The sequence below is a fragment of the Mesorhizobium sp. B1-1-8 genome (assembly GCF_006442795.2).
Lineage (GTDB): Bacteria > Pseudomonadota > Alphaproteobacteria > Rhizobiales > Rhizobiaceae > Mesorhizobium.
The window spans coordinates 4,648,792-4,671,035 of the sequence record NZ_CP083956.1 but is presented as its reverse complement, the minus strand read 5'-3'; the positions used below and the strand labels follow the sequence as shown (position 1 = coordinate 4,671,035).

Below are 22,244 nucleotides of genomic sequence, written 5' to 3'. Positions count from 1 at the left end.
GCAACGCGGAAAAACGTTCGATGTTTGGGCTCTTCTCGCGCAAATCCAAAGGAGCTTCCACAAAGAAATTGCTGGCTTCCGAGGATAAAGGAGGCAGCCTCCTCGTGCCCTTGATTATGGTGCCCCGTTCGAAGATTGAAGGGGCTGGTGAACAGCCTTTTCAGCTCGTTGTCGCCATCATGCAATTCGCCGTGATTATGACTTCCAAAGGGCTCTATCGCTATCCGGAGATCAATCCCAAGGCGATGCAGGTCTTTCACGCGGACTGGTATTCCTCGGAGGTAAAGAACGGCGGCCATAGCCAATTCGTCCACAATGCGGGCAGGGAAATCGACACTGTGATTGCTAACTGCCGAGCTGGACTCGCCGCTTGTGGGGCAAAGGGGCAGTTGACGACTTTGGAAAAAATGTCAGCCTGGGTTGCCAAGCATCCCGACGAAGCAGCGAAGCAAACGGGCTTCGAGGGTGGCCGCGACGATTTCCTGGATACGCTCGATGACGCATTCTACGAAGCGGATGAAGTCGCGCCGATGGATGACTTACTCGCGCACTGGATCGCTTCTTGGCCTGATTTGCAGATTGTCGATGATGATGACTACGACGATGCGATCGATCAACTCGTTATAGCCAACCCCGAGCGTGAATGTAGGCTTCTTCATGAGTCGGTCAGCAAACTGGTGAGCCAGATGTTGAGCCAGCGCGACGTCGGCGCCGGCCTCGCCTGCGCTCAGGCGTCGCCGTCGGAGATCAAGCTGGCGCTGGGGACGGCAAGGATCCTGGATGTCGAAGGCGAAAAACAAATGGTCTTTCATCTGCGTACCAGTGCCGATGAGCTCCGGTTATGCGCCCCGACAAAGACACACGTCGCGGTTTATGAGTACATTCCCCCCGACGATCCTCCGGTAATTCGCCCGGGTGAGAACCTATTGGGAGCTAGTGCTCCGAAGATTGGGATACGGCTAGGGCGCGCGGAACAGTCGGAGATTGAGACGGTCATCCAACTGTCTGAACAAAATCATGCCCCCGTCGCTGTCGACCTTCTGCTGCGCAAGGCAGGCTTCGATCCGCTGGGTGCTATCGTTTCAGCCAACTCGGTGGCGCAAACGGCGGAAGGGCCAGTGGTGAATTGGGTGGTGCTGGCGTCTGACCGGACCTTCCTCTCCCTGTCTTCGCCGAATGGCAGTGTACTGTTGAGTGGCGAAGATTACGAAAAGCTCGCCGAGACTACGATGCCTGAACTCGACGCGCACTTTGATCGCTTCGCTGCCGCCGAGTAGGTATCGGCCCGCGTTCGCGGCATCCGCCTCCGGGACCCGCCATCCTCCCCCATTGTTGCGTTGCGGGCAAGGGGGCTTTCCGCTATTGAGGCGCAACCTGAAACAGGGACCGCCCCCAACCCCCATGACGCTTCTCGACACGATCAAGAATACGTTCGTTCCGATCCATCGCGAGGGCTATCCCTTCATCGCCGCCTTCGGCGCGGCAACGCTTTTCCTCGGCTATTTCTCCTCGGTCCTGTTCTGGATCGGCCTCATCCTCACCGGCTGGTGCATCTATTTCTATCGCGATCCCGAGCGCGTCACGCCGGTCGACGACCGGTTCGTGGTGAGCCCGGCCGACGGGGTGATTTCCGCGGTCGGTCCGGCCATGCCGCCGCGCGAGCTTGGCCTTGGCGCCACCGAGATGACCCGCATCTCGGTGTTCATGAACGTTTTTTCCTGCCACATCAACCGCGCTCCCGTGCGCGGCAAGATAGCGAGGATCGAGCACAGGCCCGGCAAATTCCTCAACGCCGAGCTCGACAAGGCAAGCACCGAGAACGAGCGCAACGGCGTGGTCATCGACAGCCCCAACGGCACCGTCGCCGCCGTGCAGATCGCCGGGCTTGTGGCGCGCCGCATCGTCTGCTGGGCCGAGGCCGGCGGTGCGATCGCCATTGGCGAGCGTTTCGGCCTGATCCGTTTCGGCTCGCGTGTCGATGTCTTCCTGCCCCCGAGCGCCGTGCCGCGCGTCGCCGTCGGCCAGACGGCTGTTGGCGGCGAGACGGTGCTGGCCGAGTTCGGCGGCATAGCCGTCACGCCATTGGTCAGGATTTCCTGAACGGTGGGCGCTCCGTTCAAGAAATTCGAGGCCCACGCCAGCGGCGGTCCGCGCATCCGCGAGATCCCGATGCGCATGGTGCTGCCCAATCTGGTCACCGTGCTCGCCATCTGCGCCGGCCTGTCCGGCATCCGCTTCGCCTTCGAGAACCGTTTCGAGACGGCTGTCGTCATGGTGCTGCTCGCCGCCTTCCTCGACGGCATCGACGGCCGCCTGGCACGCATGCTGAAGGCGACCTCGAAATTCGGCGCCCAGATGGATTCGCTGGCCGACATCGTCAATTTTGGCGTCGCTCCGGCGCTGGTGCTCTACGCCTTCCTGCTCGACCGCGCCGGCTCGCCCGGCTGGATCGCCGCGCTCCTGTTCACCATCGCCTGCGGCATGCGGCTCGCCCGCTTCAACGTGCTGACCGACGAAACCGACCAGCCGGTATGGCAGAGCGAGTATTTCGTCGGCGTGCCGGCGCCGGCAGGCGCCGTGCTGGTCATGCTGCCGCTCTATCTCTCTTTCCTGCGGCTTGGTCTGGAACCCAGCCGACCAGTGGCTTTCATTGCCTCCGGCTTCACCGTGCTGGTCGCTTTCCTGCTGGTCAGCCGGCTGCCGGTCTATTCCGGCAAGAGCGTCAAGATACCGGGCGACAGGGTGCTGCCGGTCATCCTGGCGGTCGTGCTCTATGTCCTGCTGTTGATGGCCTATCCTTGGTACACGCTGACGGCTTCCGTCGCGGGATACCTCCTCTTCCTGCCTTTCAGCGTGCGCGCCTATTCGAAGCGCGCCATGCGCGAAGGGGAAAAGGTGCCGCCTTCGGATATCGGGTAGCGCCGTGAATCTCTCCGCTTGAGGGGAAGATGGCCGCGAAGCGGCCAGAGGGGGTCGGTCCGACTGGGCTCGGCCTGCTGCTAAATGGACGTTGGCGCTTCAAGCGAGGCGACCCCCTCTGTCGCCTTCGGCGACATCTCCCCCTCAAGGGGGGAGATCAGGCAGCAGCACTCAACCCCAACCTATCGATCGCCAGCTTGCGCGCCGAGACATAATCGGTCTTGCCCGAGCCCAGCACCGGGATCTCTTCCACCTTGACGATGTCGTTGGGCACCATCAGTTCGGCCGCACCGGTCTTCTTGCCGAACTGGCGCAACTCTTCCGGGTTGGCATCGCCGGCGGTGGTGACCAGCACGATGCGCTCGCCGCGCCTTTTGTCCGGCACCGCCACGGCCGCATGGTGCTCCTCCGGCCATAACGACTGCACCAGCATCTCGACCGCGCCCAGCGACACCATCTCGCCTGCGATCTTGGCGAAGCGTTTTGCCCGGCCGCGAATGGTGATGAAGCCGTCGCGGTCGACAGAGACAATGTCACCGGTATCGTGCCAGCCCTCCAGCGGCTGCAACTCGCCAGGACGCTCGGCGGTCATGTAGCCCATCATCATGTTCGGTCCGTCGAGCCACAGCCGGCCGGCATCGGCGATGCCTTCGACCGGTTCGAGCTTCATGCGGATCGCCGGCAGCAGGCGGCCGACGGTGCCGTCGCGGTTATGGATGGCGGTGTTGACGGCAACCACCGGAGCGGCTTCGGTCAGCCCAAAACCTTCGATGATCGCTGCCTGGAAGCGGTCGCGGTAGGTGCGCCGCGTCTCCGGCTTCACGGCTTCCGCGCCGGCCACGACAAAGCGCAGGCTGGAAAAATCGCCGTCCTTGGCGGTGCGGGCGTAGTTGGCGAGGAAGGTGTCGGTGCCGAACATGACCGTCGGCTTCACCTTGCGGGCGATCTCGGGGATGATCTTGTAATGCAGCGGCGAGGGGTAGAGGAACAGTTTTACGCCGGTCACCAGCGGCAGGATGGTGCCGCCGGTCAGGCCGAAGGAGTGGAACACCGGCAGCACGTTGAGCAGGATGTCGGCCGGAGAGATCGTGATGCGGGCCTCGGCCTGCATGGCGTTGGCGTAGAGGTTGCGGTGCGACAACACCACTGCCTTCGGCGTGCCTTCCGAGCCCGAGGTAAACAGGATCACCGCCGGTTTTGCCGCCTGCTGCCGCTGCAGCGGGAACCGCCAGAAGAGTGCCGCCGCGACCTTGTCCAAGGTCGTCACGCTTTCGCGCAGGTCCTCCAGCCACAGCATTTTGGCGCCGCCCGCCTCGACTGCGGCGACGATGTCTTCAATGCTTGCCTTCTCGATGAACGCGCGCGACGAGATCACAGTGCGGATCACGGCGGTACGGACGGCGGCGGTGACGCTTGCCGGCCCAGCCGTGTAATTGATCATCGCGGCGATCCGGCCGGCCGAGATCAGGCCGACGAAGGACAGCACCACGCCATTGGCATTGGGCAGAAGCAGGCCGACGGCTTCACCCGGCGCCGTCACCGCCTCGAAGCGGCGGCCGAGCACGCGCGCGCCGATGAACATCTTGCGGTAGGAGAGCGCGCCGGAGATGACGTCCTCGATGATTTGATGCGAGGCGCCAACCCGGTCGGCGGCGTCGCGAATGGCCAGGAACAGGCCGCGGTCGAGATTGCTGCCGTAGAGCCGCGCTTCGGCGAAGCGATCGAAGAGCGCATTGGTGTTGGAGGCCATGTCGGGATTGCGCGCCACCAGTTCGGCGATAGTCATCGGCTCCAGCGCACTGATCGACAGGCGTGGGAACCAGTGGCGCGGCGCCTTGTCGGCGGGCGTCAGCGACAGCGGCAGGTCGCGGGAGCCGGCGACGAAGATCGGCACGATTCGGGCATCGGCCTGCATGGCGATGCGGGTGATCGCGCGGAAGAGGCGGAATGACTTCACATCGGGCTCGACCGCATCGGGCAGATAGACGGCGAGCCGCCCCTTGCCCTTCAGCACCCTGACCAGCCGGCGGCTGACGAAGACATGTTCGGCATTGAAAGCGATGGTGCGGGCAAGCTCGCGCCACGGCTCCAGCCAGGGCGAGCGGGCGGAAGCGTCGTCGAGGATGTGCAGCGTATCGTCGGGCAACAGCGACAGCATCAGCGCCGGCTCGATGCGCGACTGGTGCGAGACGACATAGATCACCGGCGTCCGCGCGCTGCGCGCCATGCGCATGCGCTCGTCGGCAATGCGGTAGGCGAGCTTGAACGGCACATATAGCAGCGCCTGGGTGAAGCGCAAGTCGAGGCGGAACCGCTCGATGACCGCAATCAGCAGCCATGCAAAGACAAGGCCTGCCAGCAGCGCCAGGGTCAGGATCATGCCGCTCTCTCCCAACGTCCTCCAGGGCGCGGCTCTTGGGCGGCCGCTTCGGCAGAGAGGGTAGCGGAAGTGCGGGCAAGGTCAATGTGGAAGGCGGCGCGGCGTTTCCTTCTCCCCCTGCGGGAGAAGGTGGCCGAGCGAAGCTCGGATGGATGAGGGGTGTTGGACGGATCGCTACGCTAAAGATCTAAACGCCTAAAAGCATTTGATTTTTCGACGCCGCGTTCCTTCCAGCACCCCTCATCCGTCTCGGCGCTGCGCGCCGATCCACCTTCTCCCACAAGGGGAGAAGGAGAAGCCTCCTCACGCCGCCTTCAATCTCCCGCTGATGAACCGGAACTCCTGGCTCTTGCCGCCATAGCCATAAGCGGCCGCCGGCACCTCGTGCACGAAGGCGTAGCTTTCTTCATGCACGCCGCCGAGCAGGCGGCCGAAGGCGGCGAAGATCGCCTTAAGATAGGCTTCGAGCTCGAGCTTGGTGTTGGTGCCGTCGACGACCTTGATGTCGAGCCAGAAGGTGCTCGTCCCATGTTCGGCCAGCGGCTTGCCGCCGGCGAACCAGTGCTGCGGGTCGATGTAGCTGATCGCAACCGCCGTGATCGTCGGGTCCTTGCGCAGATGCGTGGCGGTGAGTTCCGTGACTTCCTTGGCAATCGTAGCTGAAAGTTTCGCGTCCGGCTTGCCGGTGACGCTGACATTGATGATCGGCATTTTTTCTCTCCTTGATTAAGGCGGTTTCTCGCCGCCGATGAAGCAACATCTCATGACGGTATGATCAAAAAAATCGAATTGTTTTTGATAATAGATTCGATAACTCTGAAGTATGGAACTGCTCGATCCCGATCTGCTGAAAACCTTCCTCGCCTTTGTCGACGGCGGCTCGTTGGCCAAGGCGGCGTCCGTCGTCGGCCGCTCGCCGTCCGCGGTGACCGCACAGATGCAGCGGCTGGAGGAGATCGTCGGCGAGCCGCTGCTTTTGCCCCAGGGCAGGGGGCGTGGGCTGACGCTGGCGGGCGAAGATCTTGTCGGCCATGCCAGGCGCATCCTTGCCGTCCATACCGAGGCCTGGCTGGCGCTGAAAGGAGCGCGCGCCGGCGGACGCATCGCCATCGGCACGACGCAGGACTTTGCCGACCACGGCCTGCCGGACCTGCTCAGGGCTTTTGCTGCCAGCCATGCGCGCGTCCGCATCGACCTGCGCGTTGGCCGCTCGCTGGAGCTGGGGTCGGCGCTGCAGGCGGGCCAGCTCGACCTCGCCATCGTCATGCGCCACGCGCCGTCGCCCGATGAGGTGGCGCTTATCAGCGAGCCGATGCTGTGGCTCTGCTCCGACAAGGGGCTGGCGACGCGGCGGGAAGCAGTGCCGCTGGCGCTGCTCGACCCCTATTGCGGCTTCAGGGAGGCCGCGCTCAATGCGCTCGACGCCGCCGGCCGCCGCTACCACATCGCCGCCGGCAGCGCCAGCCTTGCGGGCCTGCGCACCGCCGTCAATGCCGGCATCGCGCTGACGCTGCGCACCCGGCGCTTTGCCCATTCGGGCATTGTCGAAGCGCCGCGCGACCTGGACCTGCCGCCAGTGCCGATGGCCAGCTTCGCCATCCGGCTCAGCCGCGAGGCCGAACGACCGGCGCGAGACCTGGCGGAACTGCTTGGCGACAACCTTGCGACGGCTCAATAGGCGCAAAGAAAAAGCCGACCTCTTTGTGAGGGGTCGGCTTCTAGTCGGACGGGTCGAGGGGTTTGGGGGGACTTGGGGGGTGACCCGTCGATCCAATAATGCCTGAGCCGAATGATGGTTCCGTGACCCCGCAAAATAATTTACGCGCGGGCCGATCGCGCCTTTATCCAGTCCCTTCCCGCATGGGCGAAAACCGCGCCAAGCACGATCGCGCCGCCGATGATCGAGGCCATAGGCGGGATCTCGCCGAGGAAGAGCAGTGCGAATAGGATGGCGAAAGGCACCTCGGCCGAGCCGAGCAGGCCGGATTCGGCGGCCGGAATGAGCCGCGAGCCTTCCGTCCACAGGATCGAGGCCAGCGCGAAGGAGCAGCCGAACGTGGCGAGCAGCATCGCGTCGCGGACCGTGACCGCCAGCGGGTCGGTGACGAACCAGCCGAGCACAAACAGAAGAAACGCGGAAACCGCGCCGGCCCACACCACCGGCGAGTCGCGAAAAGCGCGCACCATAATCATATAGAGCGCGCTGCCGGCGGTCATCAAAAGCGCCAGCCCGTCGCCGAACAGATGGCCGCTGCCGAAGCCGGCACCCACCATGATGGCGACGCCGCACAGCGAGACGGCCGCCGCCAGCATCGTTTGCATCCGGAACCGTTCCCGCACCAGCAGGAAGGCGAGCAGTGCGGCAATGAAGGGCGAGGTCGCGTAGATGACCGCGACATTGGCGACGTAAGTGAATTTGAAGGCCGAGATGAAGGCGATGCTGGCCGCCGCTCCTTCGAACGCCAGCAGCCAGCCGCGCCAGCCGAGCCTGAGGCTTTCGCGCCCACCCGAACGGCGCCGCCGCCACAGCACATAAAAGGTGATCAGGATCGAGCCGACGAAGCCGCGCCAGCAGGTGATGGTCAGCGGATCGGCATGGATCGATTTGGTCAGCACGCCTGTCAGCGCGAAGGCCACCGCCGAGGCCGACACCAGCACGATGCCCAGCGTACGCTCGGCCGCAAGGTCGGCTCTGCCGTCAGTGAGCTTTTCAGGCATGTCGAGCGTATCCGTCATCGCGCCAGACTACGCCAATCCTGCTGACAGCATCTTGTCACGAGCACCGTCCCTAAACCCGTTTGCGGAAATGTTCGTTGCCGACGATGAGCAGGCCGGCGCCGATGATGAGAGCGGCGCCCATGAACACTTCGGCGCGCGGCACGTCGCCCCAGATGGCGAAGCCGAGCGCGAAGGCCCATACCAGCGAAGTATATTCGAACGGCGCCACGATCGACACCGGCGCCCGCTTCATGCCTTCGAACAGCATGAATTGGGCGACGCCGCCGAGCACGCCGACGCTGATGAGAAGCAGCAATTGACCGCCATCGGGCGTCCGCCACCAGACCAGCGCCGGCACCGTGGAGAACAGCAGAAAATAGAAATTGTTGAGCACGAGCTGGATCATCGTGCGCTCCTGCATCGCCGTCTTGCGCAAGAGCACCACGGCGATGCCCCACAAAAGCGCCGCCGCCAGCACCAGCAGCACCGGCAGCGACAGGCCGAGATGCGTCGGATCGCAGGCGATGAAGACGCCAACGAAGCCGGCGACTACGGCGAGCCAGCGCAGCAGCGGCACCGTCTCGCCCAGCATCACCACGGAGAGCACGGTAACGATGATCGGCGCGGCGTAATAGATGGTGGTGAGCTCGGCAAGCTGTAGCGAGCGGGCGGCGTTGTAGTAGCAGAGCCAGGCGGCGAGCGTGAAGCCGCTGCGCACCAGCATCGGCCGCACGATCGGCGAATCGACGGTATCGGCGAAAAGCCGCCGGCCGCCGATCGCGCCGCAGGCGGCAAGCACCGTGACCGAGCGGAAGAACATGATCTGCCACACCGTCATGCCGGCGACGAGCAGCTTGATTGCCGCGTCCTGCGTCGAAAACAGGAAATAGGCAGCCGCGGTGAACAGGATGCCGGCCAGCACCCTTTCGCGGCTTTCGAGGACGACGACATCGGCCATAGGGATCGGCTTGTTTGCGAGTGCGGCTCCACCCCAATCGGGCCCGCGGTGCCAGCTATAGGCGCGAAAGCTTGCGCGGCGCTGCGCCAGCGCAACGCCTGAGATTGGGGCAGGGGTGCTGCTGGCTGGAGCGGCCTCACTGCGTCGCCTGGTAGAGCTCCGAAGCCGCCTCCTTCAGCGCGCGCCGCCCGTCCGGCCTCAGATACATCATGTGCCCGCCTTCCACGACGTCGAGGCGGATGGGCTTGGCGTCGGCGAGCGAGGGTATCTGGTTCACCAGGTAGCGCGAGGCGAGATAGGGCGTGACGAGGTCAGTGTAGCCGTTGACGATGACGACGCCGAGCGAAGGGTTGAGCGAGCGCGCCCGCTGCAGGTCGTTCATGACACCGGCATAGCCTTGTCCCGAGGTGCCGTAGTCCCAGTTGTGGCTGATCTCGCCGTTGAGCAGCCGGTAGCTGACATCGGTGTGGTAGTTCAGCTCGTCGCGCGCATAGGCGACGAAGGCGGATGTGAGAACCGGAACGCTGCGGTCGAGCACCGGATCGGGGCCGGCGATGTGGGCGCTTTCCGGCGCGATGTCGCTCGTTGCGACCAAAGCGTCGTATGGGCTGAGAACCTTGCCCTTGGCGCGCTGGAATTCCTTCGCGAAAAGGCCGATGGGGATGCGGGCGAAATTTCGCTGGACGAGCTCGAGCGGCAGGCCGGTGATCTCCGAAACGCGACCGCTGGCGAGCTTGCCGCCTTGCTCCAGCCCGCTGTTCAACGCCATAAGGTAGTCGCCAAGCGCGTAATGCTCGACCCCGGCCAGCCTGTCGCGCAAAGCGTCACCGCTCACGCCATCGCCCTTCAGCCGTGTCGCCGCCAGCGAGGGGAGCTCCAGCGCCCAATGCAACTGGTCGAATTGGTCCGGCCGCACCAGCATGAACTCCAGCGCCGGCGAGATCAGCACGATGCCGTTCGGGCTGAGGCCCACGTCCTCCTGCAGCGTTCGAGCCAGCAGCGCCGCGCGAAAGCCGCCATAGCTTTCGCCGGCGAGGAATAGTGGCGATCCGGTGCGGCCGTTCTGCGCCAGATAGAGGCGGATGAAGGCGCCGATCGAACTGGCGTCCTGATTGACGCCCCAGAAGGCTTTCGTGTCCTGGCCGGGCGCCTCGCGGCTGTAGCCGGTGCCGACAGGGTCGACGAAGACGAGGTCGCTCATGTCGAGCCAGCTGTCGGGATTGTCGATGAGCTTTTGTGGCGACGGCAGGAATTCGCCATTGGCCGCGGTGGTGATGATGCGCGGTCCGAGCGCGCCAAGATGCAGGTAGGCGGATGCCGCGCCCGGGCCGCCGTTGAAGACGAAAGTGATCGGACGCTCCTTCGTCGGGGCGGGCGACTGCTGGGTGTAGGCGACATAGAAGATTTCCGCCGTCACATCGCCCTTGCCGGACAGCAGCGACAGTGTGCCTGCCTTGGCCTGGTAGTCGAGCTTATGCCCGGCCAGAGTGATCGAATGCTCGGTCACCTGCGGCGGCGGCAGGAGCGACAGCACGCCGCCCGCTGGCGCCGGCCGCTCGGGGGTTTCGGCGAAGCTTGGCTGCGCGAAGGCGGCGAGCAACAGCAGGGTGAGGGGGATGAACTTCAGCCTGATGCGCATGACGCCTCCACGGGAACGACCCACGCATAGGTATGGCCTATGTGAAAGGAGTCAAAGGGAAAGGCACGGGCGAAAGGGGGCACAGGGATCAACATCCACTGCCGCGTTCCTTCGCGCCCCCCTCTGTCCTGCCGGACATCTCCCCCACAAGGGGGGAGATCAGCAGCTCCGGCGCCGGCGCTTCTCCTGCGATGTTGCAGATTAGCGAAAGTCCGCGTGACGGCTGATCTCCCCCCAAGTGGGGGAGATGTCCGGCAGGACAGAGGGGGGCGCTGTCCCGCCGGCATATCCAACAACCCGCCACTTCGCTTGCTTCACGCACTCTGCAAGACAGTGCTATCAAGCTGCAAAGACCGACGGGAGAAGCAACAATGGACGCGACCGCACTCAAGGCCATGCAGGCGCCGCTCAAGGAGGCCTACCGCGAGGATGCCTCGCAGGCCCTGATCACGCTGAGGGCCCGCGGCAGCCTCGACGACCAGTCGATCGCCTGCAAGGTGGAGACGGGCAGGGCGCTTGCCGTGGCGGGTCTTCATCCGGCGACCGGCGGCTCCGGGCTCGAACTCTGCTCCGGCGACATGCTTTTGGAAGCGCTGGTCGCCTGCGCCGGCGTGACCCTGAAGGCGGTGGCGACGGCGCTGGAGTTCAGGCTGGGCAACGCCACCGTCGAGGCCGAGGGCGACCTCGATTTTCGCGGCACGCTGGGCGTCGCCAGGGACGTGCCGGTTGGCTTTCGCGCAATCCGGCTGAAATTCAACCTCGACACCGACGAGCCGCAGGAGCGCATCGATTCGCTCCTGAAGCTAACCGAACGCTATTGCGTGGTGTTCCAGACGATCAACCAGAAACCGGCGTTGAAGGTCAGCGCGAGCTGATCTCCCCCCTTGAGGGGGAGATGTCGCCGAAGGCGACAGAGGGGGTCGTCTCACGTAGAGCGCCGGCGTTGTCCGACCTCAGAAAGAGGTCGGCGCTCCACGCGAGGCGACCCCCTCTGGCCTGCCGGCCATCTCCCCCTCAAGGGGGGAGATTACACTACTGCGCCGATGGCGTTTCCGCATCGCCCTCATCGGTGAAGGGCGAGGCGCTTGGCACGCATTGCACGGCCCAGCCGGCCGGTGTCGGCTGCTTCTGGTATTCGGCGACGGCGTTGGTGCACTGGTCGCGGGTATCAAAGGTGCTGGGCAGCACCACCATGCCGCCTTGCGGGCCGGCGATCACCAGATACCAGACCAATGCTACGCTGGGAGTGGCAGCCATGGGAATTCCTCGCTTTGCTGAAATGTCGGAGTCGGTTCGATCCTAGCAACTCCCCGCCGGTGGCGAAAGCAGGGCGGCGGCACACGCTTCCACCGCTCTGGTCACAGACCCGTGAACGACCTTGCTCCGCGGCCCATGTCGGTACTCCGGCTTCGGATGACCTGTATTCGAAGAACCTTGCCGAGGGTCTTTCGCTCGCCTCAGGTTTTATTCCGGCTGCCGGTAGGCGACGAAGCGGTTGTGCCTGGCTTGGAAGATCAGCCCGGTTTCCTTCAGCGCCGGGCTTGCCAGCGGCACGATGCGCCTGGCGATCTCGGAAGGATGCGGCAGCGTCTCCGGATCCTCGCCGGGCATGGCCTGGGCGCGCATCGCCGTGCGGGTAGCGCCGGGATCGGCGGCATTGACCCTGAGCGGCAGGCTCTCGGTCTCATGCGCCCAGGAGCGCATCATCGTCTCGACGGCCGCCTTGGAAGCCGCGTAGGGCGCCCAGAAGGCGCGCGCCGAATGGGCGGCATTGGACGACAGGATGATGGCGCGGCCGGCATCGGAGAGCCTGAGCAGCGGGTCGACCGACCGGATCAGCCGCCAGGTCGAGGTGACGTTGATGGTCATCACCTTCTCGAAGGTTTTCGCTTCGACATGGCCGATCGGCGAGATGACGCCGAGCACGCCGGCGTTCGCCACCAATATGTCGAGCTTGCCCCAGCGCTCGTGGATGGCGCCGCCCAGCCGGTCGATGCCGGCCATGTTGGCAAGGTCGAGCGGCACCAGCGTGGCTTCGCCCTTGCCGGTCCTGGCGCGCTCGGCCTTGATCTGGTCGTCGAGCTCCTCCAGCCCGCCGACGGTGCGTGCCACCGCGATCACATGCGCGCCGGCGGCCGCCAGCTCTTTCGCAATGAAATAACCGATGCCGCGCGAGGCGCCGGTGACGACCGCGAGGCGGCCGGAGAGGTCGAGCGTCATGCGAGAATTTCCGTGAGCTGGAGCAATTCCAGGAAAAGTGTGTAGCGGTTTTTCCGTCCGGAATTGCGTCAAAACAATACTGCGGCTTACGCCCCGCTGTTCGCCAAGAGCGAAAGCGTGCGCACATTGTCATGGCCTTCGAAGTCGAGCAGGCGGGTCGGATACTGGCCGGTGAAGCAGGCGTCGCAGAATTGCGGTTGCTCGCTGTCCCGACCGGCTTCGCCGACCGCGCGGTAGAGTCCGTCGATCGACAGGAAGCCGAGCGAATCGACGCGGATGAATTCCGCCATCTCTTCCACCGACATGCGCGATGCCAAGAGCTTCGATTTCTCCGGCGTGTCGACGCCGTAGAAGCAGGACGCGCTGGTCGGCGGCGAGGCGATGCGCATGTGCACCTCCCTGGCGCCGGCATCGCGCACCATCTGCACGATCTTCTGGCTGGTGGTGCCGCGCACGATCGAATCGTCGACCAGCACCACGCGCTTGCCCTCGATCATGCGGCGGTTGGCGTTGTGCTTGAGCTTGACGCCCATGTGGCGGATGGAATCGCCGGGCTGGATGAAGGTCCGGCCGACATAATGGTTGCGAATGATGCCGAGCTCGAAGGGAATGCCCGCGGCCTGGGAAAAGCCGATCGCCGCCGGCGTGCCCGAGTCCGGCACCGGCACGACGATGTCGGCCTCGACCGGGCTTTCGACCGCGAGTTCCGCGCCGATGCGCTTGCGCACCTCATACACATTGCGGCCCTCGACCGTCGAATCCGGCCGCGCGAAATAGACATATTCGAAGATGCAGAAGCGGGTCTTTTGCGGCTCGAACGGGAACAGGCTTTCGATCCCCTTGGCGGTGATCACCACCATCTCGCCGGGCTTGATGTCCCGCACGAAGCGGGCGCCGATGATGTCGAGCGCGCAGGTTTCGGAGGCGAGGATCCACGCCCCGTCAAGGTCGCCCAGCACCAGCGGCCGGATGCCCAGCGGGTCGCGGCAGCCGATCATCTTCTTGGCGGTCATCGCCACCAATGAGAAGGCGCCCTCGACCTGGCGCACGGCATCGATGAAACGGGAATTCAAGTCGCGCTCCTTGCTGGTCGCGACCAGGTGCAGCAGCGTCTCGGTGTCGGAGGTCGAGGAAAAGATCGAGCCCTGTTTCTGCAGCGCCCGCTGCACGGTAAGCGCATTGGTGAGATTGCCGTTATGGGCGACAGCGAGGCCGCCCTCGCTAAGCTCGGCAAAGAAGGGCTGGATGTTGCGCAGGCCGGCACCGCCGGTGGTGGCGTAGCGGGTGTGGCCAATGGCGCGGTTGCCCTGCAGGCTGTCGATGACGCGCTGTTTGGTGAAGGTGTCGCCGATCAGGCCGACATGGCGCTCGACATGGAACTGGGTGCCGTCATAGGAAACGATGCCGGCGGCTTCCTGGCCGCGATGCTGTAGCGCATGCAGGCCGAGCGTGACAATCGCCGCCGCGTCCTGCCGGCCGAAAATGCCGAACACGCCGCATTCGTCGTGAAAATGGTCGTCGGCCTCGGCGGAAAGCATATCGCCTGCGTCTGCCATCGGGCAAGCCTCGTTGCGGAAAGGCGTCATATAATGCAGTCAAGCCGGTAATGCCACTGGCAATTCCGGGGTATCAAGGCAACGGTTGTATTTATTCGACCAGCTATTCCCTAAGAGGTGACAGCATGCCGGAACAACCAGACGAAGTCGTAGAAGAGGCTTGGTGCGAATCGCAGCGCCAGAACGTGATCGAGTATCTGAGCCGGGAGCGTTTGCAGCACGGAAAGGTAGGGGAATGGCCTGCGTGGCATGTCTACCCACATGTTTCGGTTTGGGCGATCGAAAGTGTCGTGCAGCCCGGCTGGGTTGGCTGGTGGGCTATTTCAGGAGACGTTCCTACCGACTGCATAACCTGTGGATCCGAACGGACACCGCGCGCCGCCGTTCGTGAATTCGGTTTGAGGTGGAAGGAAGCTGCGGCGGCGATGGCGGAAGGACGCAAACTTGAAGAATTCACGATCGGCGTCCCCGAGCATGCCCCGACCCTAGGACCGCTTCTTGCATCGAGAGCAAGAACACTGCTCGATTGGGCAGATGATGATGAGATTTGGGACGGCGACCCCTGACCGATTCCCGTAACCTCGATAGCTCCGCGGTGGACTCTGATGCGATCAGTTTGCCGGCGCCGGAGTTGCGGGAGCCGGGGCCGGGGCCGGAGTCGGCTCGTTGTCGGCCGGAGCCTCGCCTTCGCTGTCGTCGGGCGCCGGCGTGTTGTCTTCGCCGGCGGCCGGCGGCTCGGCCGCGGGCTGGTCGGTGGTCGCCGGCGCTCCGGTCGTCGGCGTGCCCTTATGCGTATATTTGTTGACCAGCTCTTCCGTGTTTTCGGGCAGCACGCTTTCGAGCTTGGCGCCGATGCTCTCGAGCAGCGGCCGCGACTTGGCGTTGGCGACCCAGGCAGGCGCCTTGGCGCCGGCCAGCCAGTTGAAGAACAAAAGCGCCACCGCGACCACCAGGATGCCGCGCGCCGCGCCGTAGAGGAAGCCGAGCGTGCGGTCGAGCGCGCCGATGCGCGAATCGATAATCCAGTCGGCGACCTTCATCGTGATGACCGAGACGACGATCAGCGCGATGACGAAGACGATGCCGGCAGCCGCCGCCATGGCGATCTTGTCGTTGTCGACATAGGGCTGAACGTAGGGCAGCAGGGGCTTGTAGAAAAAATAGGCCGCTGCTGCCGCGGCCACCCAGGAAACCACCGACAGCACTTCGCGGGAAAAGCCGCGCACCATCGCAAGCATTGCTGAAACCAGGGTGAAGCCGACGAGAATTCCGTCAAGCAGCGTAATCGGCATATCTTTCGCCCCACTCCTGTCTTCCGGCTCGACGAGCCGTATCACTCCCCCTCGTCGGCGCGGCTGCGCCGTGAGCCGGCTATGCGCGCCACCAGGTCGGCCAGCTCGGTGGGCTGGAAAGCGCCGGCCCCGATCCCCCCGGCAAGTTCCTCGCTGCCCAAGGGCAGCACCGCGCTTCCAAAACCCAGCTTTTCGGCCTCTTTAAGGCGTTGCTGCGCATGTGCAACCGGCCTCACCGCGCCCGACAGGCTGATTTCGCCGAAATAGACGCAATCGGCGGGAAGGGCAAGACCGGTGAGCGAGGAAACCAGTGCAGCCGCGACCGCGAGATCGGCAGCCGGCTCCGAGATGCGATAGCCGCCGGCGACGTTGAGATAGACGTCGTGCTGGCCGAAGCGCACCCCGCAATGCGCCTCCAGCACCGCCAGCACCATCGACAGCCTGGCGCCGTCCCAACCGACCACGGCGCGGCGCGGAGTGCCGAGCGAGGAGGACGCAACAAGCGCCTGGATCTCGACCAGCACCGGCCTCGTCCCTTCCATGCCGGCAAAGACGGCGGCGCCCGGCGATTTCGCATGCCGTTCGCCGAGGAACAATTCCGACGGGTTGGAGACCTCTCTTAGGCCCCTGTCCGACATCTCGAAGACACCGATCTCGTCGGTTGGCCCGAAACGGTTCTTCACGGTGCGCAAGATACGGAAGTGATGATTGCCTTCGCCCTCGAAATAGAGCACGGCGTCGACCATGTGCTCGACGACGCGCGGGCCGGCGATCTGGCCTTCCTTGGTGACATGGCCGACCAGCACGATGGCAGCGCCGGTGGATTTCGCATAGCGGATCATCGCCTGGGCGGCGGCGCGCACCTGAGTGACGGTGCCGGGCGCGGAGTCGGCAAGGTCGGTCCATAGCGTCTGGATCGAATCAAGGATGACGAGGTCGGGCCGCTTGCCGTCGGCGATGGTCGCCAGGATGTCCTCGACATTGGTCTCGGCGGCAAGCTCGACCGGCGTGGCGGCAACACCGAGACGTTGCGCCCTGAGCCTGATCTGGGCGACGGCCTCCTCGCCCGAGACATAGACGATGCGGTGGCCCTTCGAGGCAAGGGCGGCCGCGGCTTGCGTGAGCAGCGTCGACTTGCCGATGCCCGGATCGCCGCCGACCAGAAGTGCGGAGCCGCGCACGAAGCCGCCGCCGGTGGCACGGTCGAGCTCGCCGATGCCCGAAACGATGCGCGGCGCGTCCTCGATGTCGCCGGAAAGGCTGGTCAGCACCACGGCGCGGCCCTTGCGGGCGTTGCGCGTGTTGGCCGGCCCCGAGCCGATGCCGCCCGCGGTGCCTTCCTCGACCAGCGTGTTCCACTCGCCGCAGGCATCGCACTTGCCGGCCCAGCGCTGATGCACCGAGCCGCAATTCTGGCAGATGAACTGAACGCGGGATTTAGCCATGCAGTTGCGCCCGGCTTCGAACAGACGCCGACTGCGACTGTCCGCGTTTGCTAGGGTGGTTTGGCAAGTGCGGCTGCAATTCAGTGCTTCTTGGCGAGGGCCCGAACGTCGGCAAGCGCCTCGTCGAGCAACTCAGGATTGGGCGGCAGCATCTGTGTATCGAATATCGAGATCATGCCTTGTGTCTGACCGGCAAGTTCAGGCGAATCTTTCAATGCCTTTTCGTTAAACCCATCGACATAAAACAGGAAATGCTGCCCGGTCAGGACGGGTACACCGCATCCTCCCATGATCAGTGTGGTTGTCGAGATCGTACCATTCGCTTCTGGGTTGCCCTTGAACACTTCGATTGTCTCGTAGCGCACATTGACCAGTATCCGGCCATCGCTCACATCAGCGGAGGGACCTTTGACCTTTGTCGAGCTGAGCTCGGTCGCCGTCACCAAGCCATGGAATACCAGGGCGGCTTGTGCAAATGCCCGCTGTGGTGTCCAACCTTGAGGCATGGAGCAAGCGGAAGCGATCCTGGGCAGCGCAACAGCGCCGAGGAGAGCGATAGCAAAAGAGGCCGGGAACCCGAAACGGCTGCCCATGTTCACTCAAACCTGTCCGGCAGATGGTGCTCCTCGGCCAAATCCGAGAACCGCGTGAATTCGCCATGGAAGGCGAGGCTGACCGAGCCGGTCGGTCCATGGCGCTGCTTGGCGACGATCACCTCGGCCTTGCCGCGCATCTCATTCATCTCGTTTTCCCACTTGATGTATTCGTCGGTGCCGATCTTCGGCTCGCGGTTCTTGAGGTAATATTCCTCGCGATAGACGAACAGCACCACGTCGGCGTCCTGCTCGATGGAGCCCGATTCGCGCAGGTCCGAGAGCTGCGGGCGCTTGTCGTCGCGGCTTTCGACCTGACGCGACAGCTGCGAGAGCGCGATGATCGGCACGCCGAGCTCCTTGGCCAGCGCCTTCAGGCCAGTGGTGATCTCGGTGATTTCCTGGACGCGGTTCTGCGAGGATTTGGCACTCGAGCCCTGCATTAGCTGAATATAGTCGATGACGATGACGTCGAGGCCGCGCTGGCGCTTCAGCCGGCGCGCGCGGGCCGAAAGCTGCGCAATCGAAATCCCGCCGGTCTGGTCGATGAACAGCGGGATCTTCTGCATCGTCTGCGAGCAGGCGACCAGCTTCTCGAAATCCATCTCGGTGATCTCGCCACGGCGGATTTTCGAGGACGGGATTTCGGTCTGCTCGGAGATGATGCGGGTGGCGAGCTGCTCCGACGACATTTCCAGCGAGAAGAAGCCGACGACGCCGCCATTGGCCGCCTTGAACGAGCCGTCAGCCTGCTGCGCCGGCTGGTAGGCCTCGGCGATGTTGAAGGCCATGTTGGTGGCAAGCGAGGTCTTGCCCATGCCTGGACGGCCGGCGATGATGATCAGGTCGGAGGGCTGCAGGCCGCCCATGCGGCGGTCGAGATCGCGCAGGCCGGTGGCGATGCCCGACAGATGGCCGTCGCGCATATAGGCGGCATTGGCCATGTCGACGGCGGTTTTGACCGCATCGTTGAAGCTCTCGAAGCCGCCGTCGTAGCGGCCGGTCTCGGCCAGCTCGAACAGGCGGCGCTCGGCATCCTCGATCTGGTCGGAGGGCGCCATGTCGACCGGCGCGTCATAGGCGATGTTGACCATATCCTCGCCGACGGTGATCAGCGCGCGGCGGGTCGCAAGGTCGTAGATGGCGCGGCCATAGTCGGTGGCGTTGACGACGGTGACCGCCTCGACCGCCAGGCGAACCACATATTGCGCCACCGTCATGTCGCCGACCTTCTCGTCGGCCGGCAGGAAGGTTTTCAGCGTAATGGGCGTCGCGATCTTGCCCATGCGGATGAGCTCGGCTGCGACCTCGAAAATCTTGCGGTGCAGCGGCTCGTAGAAATGCGCCGGCTTAAGGAAATCGGAGACACGGTAGAAGGCGTCGTTGTTGACCAGGATGGCGCCGAGCAGCGCCTGCTCGGCCTCGATATTGTTCGGTGCCTCGCGATAAAGCGGTTGCTCCGCGACGCCGAATTTGCGCGCTGCCTCAGCCATGATGTCCCCGATTTCGATCCCGGCCTTTCGATATCAGAATGGGGAAAAATCGGTGCTGACTTATCTGCAACAGTGCGTGTCCAACCTACCTTGACCGCCCGTTGTTCACAGGCACCGCAAATCGTCCACAGAAGAGTATCCCTGTGCCCCGATTCCGATTGACTTGATAAGGGCGTGATTCTTTGGAACGAAGCAAGAACAATTTCGGCGATCAGCCACCGTTCTCGGAGAGCATGTCGCCCCAGTCCGCCCGCCGCGCCGCCTTGAAGATTTCGCTGTCGCGCTTACTGAACAGCTTCTCGCTGGCACTGCCGTCGGGCTCGCACAATTTGAGCATTACCTTGCCGGATCCGGCCTTCGGTGGCGCGATCACGCGCGGTGCACGCGCCGGCGCCGGCTGCCGCGAAGCGGCGAGATAGATGAACTTCTCGTCCTCCCACGGCACGTCGGCGTCCTTGGCCAGGCGATGCAGGCGCGAGCGGGCGACGCGTCGGGAGAAATGGCACCAGTCGGGCGGCACGAGCGGGCAGGGCGCCTCGTGCGGACAAGGCGCCGCGACATGCGCACCCGCCGCGATCAATTGCCGGCGCGCGGCAAGGATGCGCTGCCAGCCCGCCGGCGTGCCGGGCTCGACAATCAGCAGCGTGTCGGCGCTGAGCCGCCACAGCCGGTCGACGAGCTTCGGCAGCGAGGCCGGCACGATCTCGTCAAGAACATAGGCGGCGCTGACGAGGTCGGCCGGCTGGAGATCGTCAAGGTCGATGGTGGCGTCGCCGGCGAGCCAGGTGATGCGGGCAGCGATTGCACCGGCCGCCAGCGACTGGCCGGCTTTGCGGGCGGCGGCGCTTGCATCGACCAGCACCGCCTGTTCGAGCTCCGGCCAGAGGTCCGTTGTGGCCCAAAGCATGGTGCCAGGGCCGGCGCCGACATCGAGCAGGCTTTTCGGTTGAAAGTCGGGGCGGGCCTCAGCCAGCGCGTCGAGACTGGCGCGCACGGCGGCGTAGGTGGCCGGCAGCCTGGTCGCCAGATAGGCTTTCACCGCCATGTCCTCGGCCATGTGCAGGCGCCCGTCGCGCAATTCCGCGCGGTACCGTTCGGAAAGCGTCCGCGCCGCCTGCCGCAGCGCCGGCAGCGGCACCTTCTCCAGCAGGCTGTCGACGCCTTGCCGTAATTGAGCAGGAAGCTCCATAGCTCAGGCTCCGCGCGGGGCAAGCAGGATGATCGAAGCGCCCGCGACGCAGAGCGCTGCTCCCGCCACATCCCATAGGTCTGGGCGCACTCCTTCCACCAGCCACAGCCAGCCCAGCGAGGCCGCGATATAGATACCGCCATAGGCCGCGTAAGCGCGGCCGGCCGCCGATGCGTCGACGAGCGCCAGCAGAAAACCGAACAGCGCCAGCGAAACCAGACCCGGCGCCAGCCATAGCGGCGACTTGTCCAGCCGCCACCAGGCCCAGAACGAAAAGCAGCCGGCGATCTCGGCAAGGGCTGCTGCGATGTAGATGGGATAGATCATGAAAAAAGGTCCCGCGAACGAGACCTTTTTCATGGCTGGACAGGCTGTGGCAAGAAAAATGCTTGGTAGCGCGGCGTGCGTTCTATTCCCGATCCGCCACCTTCTTGCGGCGGCGAGTGACCTTGGCCGCCGGCGCTTTCGCGACATTGGCGCTGACCTGGTGACCGGCGTCGTCCCGGTGCCCCATGTCTTCCTTGTGTCCCATGTCGCGCATTTCCAGCGCCTTCTCGCATTTGGCCATGTAGTCGCGCGTCACCGGCAGCGTGTCGTTCTTCTTGGCGAGCTGGATCTGGAAGATCACCAGATCCTGCCAGCGGAAGGCGGCTTCCGAGGCGGCCAGGTAGAATTCCCACATGCGGCAGAAGCGCTCGTCGTAGATCGCCTTGGCCTTGTCGCGGTTGGCGGCGAAGCGCTGGCCCCAATGCTTCAGCGTGTCGGCATAATGCAGCCTCAGCATCTCGATGTCGGTGACGACGAGGCCGGATTTCTCGATCGCCGGCATCACTTCCGAAAGCGCGGGGACGTAGCCGCCCGGGAAGATGTATTTGCGCACGAACGCGCTGGTCGCCCACGGCACGCCGGAGCGGCCGATCGTGTGCAGGAGCATCACGCCGTCGGGCTTCAGCAGCGTCGCCGCCTTGTCGAAGAAGGTGCGGTAGTGGTTGACGCCGACATGCTCGAACATGCCGACCGAGACGATGCGGTCGAAGCGTTCGTTGAGCGCGCGATAGTCCTTGAGGTCGAAATGCACGCGATCCTGCAATCCAAGCGTATGCGCCCGGTCGGTGGCAATGCCGTGCTGCTCAGTCGACAGCGTCACGCCCTGCACGTCGACGTCGAAGGTCTTGGCCAGATAAAGACCTAGCCCGCCCCAGCCGGAACCGATGTCGAGCACCGTCTGGCCAGCCTTCAGCCTAAGCTTGGCGGCGATGTGGCGCTTCTTGGCGGCCTGTGCCTCGTCCAGCGACATGTCCGGCTGTTCGAAATAAGCGCAGGAATATTGCATGTCCTCGTCGAGGAAGAGCCGGTAGAGCTCGCCCGAAAGGTCATAGTGGCGCTGCACGTTGCGGCGCGCGCGGGAAGTGGTGTTGATCTGCTGCAGGCGGCGGAAGGCGTGGCGCAGGCCCTCGATCGCCTTCGACCAGGTCACGTCGACGCCGCCGCTGCCCATGTTCTGGAAAGCGATGCGCATCAGCCCGAGGATGCCGCCCTCGAGAATGTCCATCTCGCCGTCCATATAGGCCTCCGGCACGGCCAGCATCGGATCGAAGGTGATGGCGCGCTCGGCATGCCTGGTCTTGATATGCATATGCACGAGCTCGCCGCTGCCGTCGCCGAAGGTGACGGTCTTGGCCTTCGGCCCGGTCACCTTGAGGTTGCCCGCCCGAACCAGGCGCTCGAGAACATGCTTCAACAGGATATTCATGACCAAATGTCCCTCAAGGCCAGACATGCGAACAATCTGCCTCAATATATAGGGGTTCGAAAAGTTCCATTTGGCACAAAAATGCCCGG

The 22,244-nt window shown here is 64.3% G+C and carries 21 protein-coding genes; 6 read left to right on the top strand and 15 right to left on the bottom strand.

What is annotated here, in order from left to right; translation table 11 throughout:
• Nucleotides 1-20: 20 nt before the first annotated feature.
• From FJ974_RS23065 to pssA, 3 genes are all read left to right on the top strand, one after another.
• Nucleotides 21-1,277: a DUF4375 domain-containing protein gene (locus FJ974_RS23065; RefSeq protein WP_140534189.1), complete on the top strand. Its 1,257-nt coding sequence runs from the start codon at nt 21-23 to the stop codon at nt 1,275-1,277.
• A gap of 124 nt (nt 1,278-1,401) precedes the next feature.
• Entirely contained in the window at nt 1,402-2,100 is a 699-nt protein-coding gene (locus tag FJ974_RS23060; RefSeq protein ID WP_140534187.1) for a phosphatidylserine decarboxylase, read from the top strand.
• A 3-nt stretch (nt 2,101-2,103) separates the two neighbouring features.
• Nucleotides 2,104-2,919, top strand: coding sequence for a CDP-diacylglycerol--serine O-phosphatidyltransferase (gene pssA / locus FJ974_RS23055; protein WP_140534185.1), 816 nt, complete (start codon nt 2,104-2,106; stop codon nt 2,917-2,919).
• Nucleotides 2,920-3,076: 157 nt separating this feature from the next.
• Here pssA and FJ974_RS23050 read toward each other — a convergent pair whose 3' ends face one another.
• Together FJ974_RS23050 and FJ974_RS23045 are read right to left on the bottom strand one after the other, a co-directional pair.
• The gene (locus FJ974_RS23050; protein WP_140534184.1) at nt 3,077-5,299 is read right to left on the bottom strand and encodes an AMP-binding protein; all 2,223 of its coding nucleotides are present in this window, start codon (nt 5,297-5,299) and stop codon (nt 3,077-3,079) included.
• A 303-nt stretch (nt 5,300-5,602) separates the two neighbouring features.
• Nucleotides 5,603-6,010 (bottom strand): tautomerase family protein, encoded by a 408-nt coding sequence (locus tag FJ974_RS23045; protein ID WP_140534182.1) that lies wholly within the window; start codon nt 6,008-6,010, stop codon nt 5,603-5,605.
• Nucleotides 6,011-6,122: 112 nt separating this feature from the next.
• Here FJ974_RS23045 and FJ974_RS23040 point away from each other — a divergent pair, with 112 nt between their 5' ends.
• Nucleotides 6,123-6,977: a LysR substrate-binding domain-containing protein gene (locus tag FJ974_RS23040; protein WP_140534181.1), complete on the top strand. Its 855-nt coding sequence runs from the start codon at nt 6,123-6,125 to the stop codon at nt 6,975-6,977.
• Nucleotides 6,978-7,117: 140 nt separating this feature from the next.
• Here the strand turns inward: FJ974_RS23040 and FJ974_RS23035 are convergent, their stop codons facing one another.
• The 3 genes from FJ974_RS23035 to FJ974_RS23025 form a co-directional block, all read right to left on the bottom strand.
• Entirely contained in the window at nt 7,118-8,017 is a 900-nt protein-coding gene (locus tag FJ974_RS23035) for a DMT family transporter (protein ID WP_140534179.1), read from the bottom strand.
• Between the two features lie 70 nt (nt 8,018-8,087).
• Nucleotides 8,088-8,975, bottom strand: a complete 888-nt coding sequence (locus FJ974_RS23030; RefSeq protein ID WP_140534178.1) for a DMT family transporter — start codon at nt 8,973-8,975, stop codon at nt 8,088-8,090.
• 136 nt (nt 8,976-9,111) lie between these two features.
• Nucleotides 9,112-10,614 (bottom strand): S10 family peptidase, encoded by a 1,503-nt coding sequence (locus FJ974_RS23025; protein WP_140534176.1) that lies wholly within the window; start codon nt 10,612-10,614, stop codon nt 9,112-9,114.
• A 371-nt stretch (nt 10,615-10,985) separates the two neighbouring features.
• Here FJ974_RS23025 and FJ974_RS23020 point away from each other — a divergent pair, with 371 nt between their 5' ends.
• The gene (locus FJ974_RS23020; RefSeq protein ID WP_140534174.1) at nt 10,986-11,489 is read left to right on the top strand and encodes an OsmC family protein; all 504 of its coding nucleotides are present in this window, start codon (nt 10,986-10,988) and stop codon (nt 11,487-11,489) included.
• 157 nt (nt 11,490-11,646) lie between these two features.
• Here FJ974_RS23020 and FJ974_RS23015 read toward each other — a convergent pair whose 3' ends face one another.
• From FJ974_RS23015 to purF, 3 genes are all read right to left on the bottom strand, one after another.
• Entirely contained in the window at nt 11,647-11,871 is a 225-nt protein-coding gene (locus tag FJ974_RS23015; RefSeq protein ID WP_140534173.1) for a hypothetical protein, read from the bottom strand.
• Between the two features lie 207 nt (nt 11,872-12,078).
• Complete coding sequence (locus FJ974_RS23010) at nt 12,079-12,834, bottom strand: SDR family NAD(P)-dependent oxidoreductase (protein WP_140534171.1); 756 nt, start codon at nt 12,832-12,834, stop codon at nt 12,079-12,081.
• 86 nt (nt 12,835-12,920) lie between these two features.
• Entirely contained in the window at nt 12,921-14,390 is a 1,470-nt protein-coding gene (purF, locus tag FJ974_RS23005) for an amidophosphoribosyltransferase (RefSeq protein ID WP_140534169.1), read from the bottom strand.
• A 50-nt stretch (nt 14,391-14,440) separates the two neighbouring features.
• On the opposite strand from purF, the gene FJ974_RS23000 reads away from it, so the two are divergent.
• On the top strand, nt 14,441-14,956 hold the full coding sequence (locus tag FJ974_RS23000; RefSeq protein ID WP_140534168.1) for a DUF4826 family protein: 516 nt from the start codon (nt 14,441-14,443) through the stop codon (nt 14,954-14,956).
• 45 nt (nt 14,957-15,001) lie between these two features.
• On the opposite strand, the gene FJ974_RS22995 is transcribed toward FJ974_RS23000, so the two are convergent.
• From FJ974_RS22995 to FJ974_RS22965, 7 genes are all read right to left on the bottom strand, one after another.
• The gene (locus FJ974_RS22995) at nt 15,002-15,682 is read right to left on the bottom strand and encodes a CvpA family protein (protein ID WP_140534166.1); all 681 of its coding nucleotides are present in this window, start codon (nt 15,680-15,682) and stop codon (nt 15,002-15,004) included.
• 41 nt (nt 15,683-15,723) lie between these two features.
• Nucleotides 15,724-17,127: a DNA repair protein RadA gene (gene radA / locus FJ974_RS22990; RefSeq protein ID WP_140534164.1), complete on the bottom strand. Its 1,404-nt coding sequence runs from the start codon at nt 17,125-17,127 to the stop codon at nt 15,724-15,726.
• Between the two features lie 80 nt (nt 17,128-17,207).
• A complete protein-coding gene (locus FJ974_RS22985; protein WP_140534162.1) occupies nt 17,208-17,726 on the bottom strand; it encodes a hypothetical protein in 519 nt (172 codons plus the stop codon).
• On the bottom strand, nt 17,723-19,213 hold the full coding sequence (locus FJ974_RS22980; RefSeq protein WP_140534160.1) for a replicative DNA helicase: 1,491 nt from the start codon (nt 19,211-19,213) through the stop codon (nt 17,723-17,725). Before FJ974_RS22980 ends, FJ974_RS22985 begins: the two co-directional genes overlap by 4 nt.
• A 211-nt stretch (nt 19,214-19,424) precedes the next feature.
• A complete protein-coding gene (locus FJ974_RS22975) occupies nt 19,425-20,402 on the bottom strand; it encodes a small ribosomal subunit Rsm22 family protein (RefSeq protein ID WP_140534158.1) in 978 nt (325 codons plus the stop codon).
• 3 nt (nt 20,403-20,405) lie between these two features.
• The gene (locus tag FJ974_RS22970; protein WP_140534156.1) at nt 20,406-20,729 is read right to left on the bottom strand and encodes a YnfA family protein; all 324 of its coding nucleotides are present in this window, start codon (nt 20,727-20,729) and stop codon (nt 20,406-20,408) included.
• Nucleotides 20,730-20,811: 82 nt separating this feature from the next.
• Complete coding sequence (locus FJ974_RS22965; protein WP_140534154.1) at nt 20,812-22,155, bottom strand: SAM-dependent methyltransferase; 1,344 nt, start codon at nt 22,153-22,155, stop codon at nt 20,812-20,814.
• Between the last annotated feature and the right edge of the window lie 89 nt (nt 22,156-22,244).

Bases quoted from the DNA above. Each gene is read 5' to 3' on its own strand.
- FJ974_RS23065 (WP_140534189.1), top strand. From the start codon at position 21: ATGTTTGGGCTCTTCTCGCGCAAATCCAAAGGAGCTTCCACAAAGAAA.
- FJ974_RS23060 (WP_140534187.1), top strand. From the start codon at position 1,402: ATGACGCTTCTCGACACGATCAAGAATACGTTCGTTCCGATCCATCGC.
- FJ974_RS23050 (WP_140534184.1), bottom strand. From the start codon at position 5,299: ATGATCCTGACCCTGGCGCTGCTGGCAGGCCTTGTCTTTGCATGGCTG.
- FJ974_RS23045 (WP_140534182.1), bottom strand. From the start codon at position 6,010: ATGCCGATCATCAATGTCAGCGTCACCGGCAAGCCGGACGCGAAACTT.
- FJ974_RS23040 (WP_140534181.1), top strand. From the start codon at position 6,123: ATGGAACTGCTCGATCCCGATCTGCTGAAAACCTTCCTCGCCTTTGTC.
- FJ974_RS23035 (WP_140534179.1), bottom strand. From the start codon at position 8,017: ATGCCTGAAAAGCTCACTGACGGCAGAGCCGACCTTGCGGCCGAGCGT.
- FJ974_RS23030 (WP_140534178.1), bottom strand. From the start codon at position 8,975: ATGGCCGATGTCGTCGTCCTCGAAAGCCGCGAAAGGGTGCTGGCCGGC.
- FJ974_RS23025 (WP_140534176.1), bottom strand. From the start codon at position 10,614: ATGCGCATCAGGCTGAAGTTCATCCCCCTCACCCTGCTGTTGCTCGCC.
- FJ974_RS23020 (WP_140534174.1), top strand. From the start codon at position 10,986: ATGGACGCGACCGCACTCAAGGCCATGCAGGCGCCGCTCAAGGAGGCC.
- FJ974_RS23015 (WP_140534173.1), bottom strand. From the start codon at position 11,871: ATGGCTGCCACTCCCAGCGTAGCATTGGTCTGGTATCTGGTGATCGCC.
- FJ974_RS23010 (WP_140534171.1), bottom strand. From the start codon at position 12,834: ATGACGCTCGACCTCTCCGGCCGCCTCGCGGTCGTCACCGGCGCCTCG.
- purF (WP_140534169.1), bottom strand. From the start codon at position 14,390: ATGGCAGACGCAGGCGATATGCTTTCCGCCGAGGCCGACGACCATTTT.
- FJ974_RS23000 (WP_140534168.1), top strand. From the start codon at position 14,441: ATGCCACTGGCAATTCCGGGGTATCAAGGCAACGGTTGTATTTATTCG.
- FJ974_RS22995 (WP_140534166.1), bottom strand. From the start codon at position 15,682: ATGCCGATTACGCTGCTTGACGGAATTCTCGTCGGCTTCACCCTGGTT.
- radA (WP_140534164.1), bottom strand. From the start codon at position 17,127: ATGGCTAAATCCCGCGTTCAGTTCATCTGCCAGAATTGCGGCTCGGTG.
- FJ974_RS22980 (WP_140534160.1), bottom strand. From the start codon at position 19,213: ATGGCTGAGGCAGCGCGCAAATTCGGCGTCGCGGAGCAACCGCTTTAT.
- FJ974_RS22975 (WP_140534158.1), bottom strand. From the start codon at position 20,402: ATGGAGCTTCCTGCTCAATTACGGCAAGGCGTCGACAGCCTGCTGGAG.
- FJ974_RS22970 (WP_140534156.1), bottom strand. From the start codon at position 20,729: ATGATCTATCCCATCTACATCGCAGCAGCCCTTGCCGAGATCGCCGGC.
- FJ974_RS22965 (WP_140534154.1), bottom strand. From the start codon at position 22,155: ATGAATATCCTGTTGAAGCATGTTCTCGAGCGCCTGGTTCGGGCGGGC.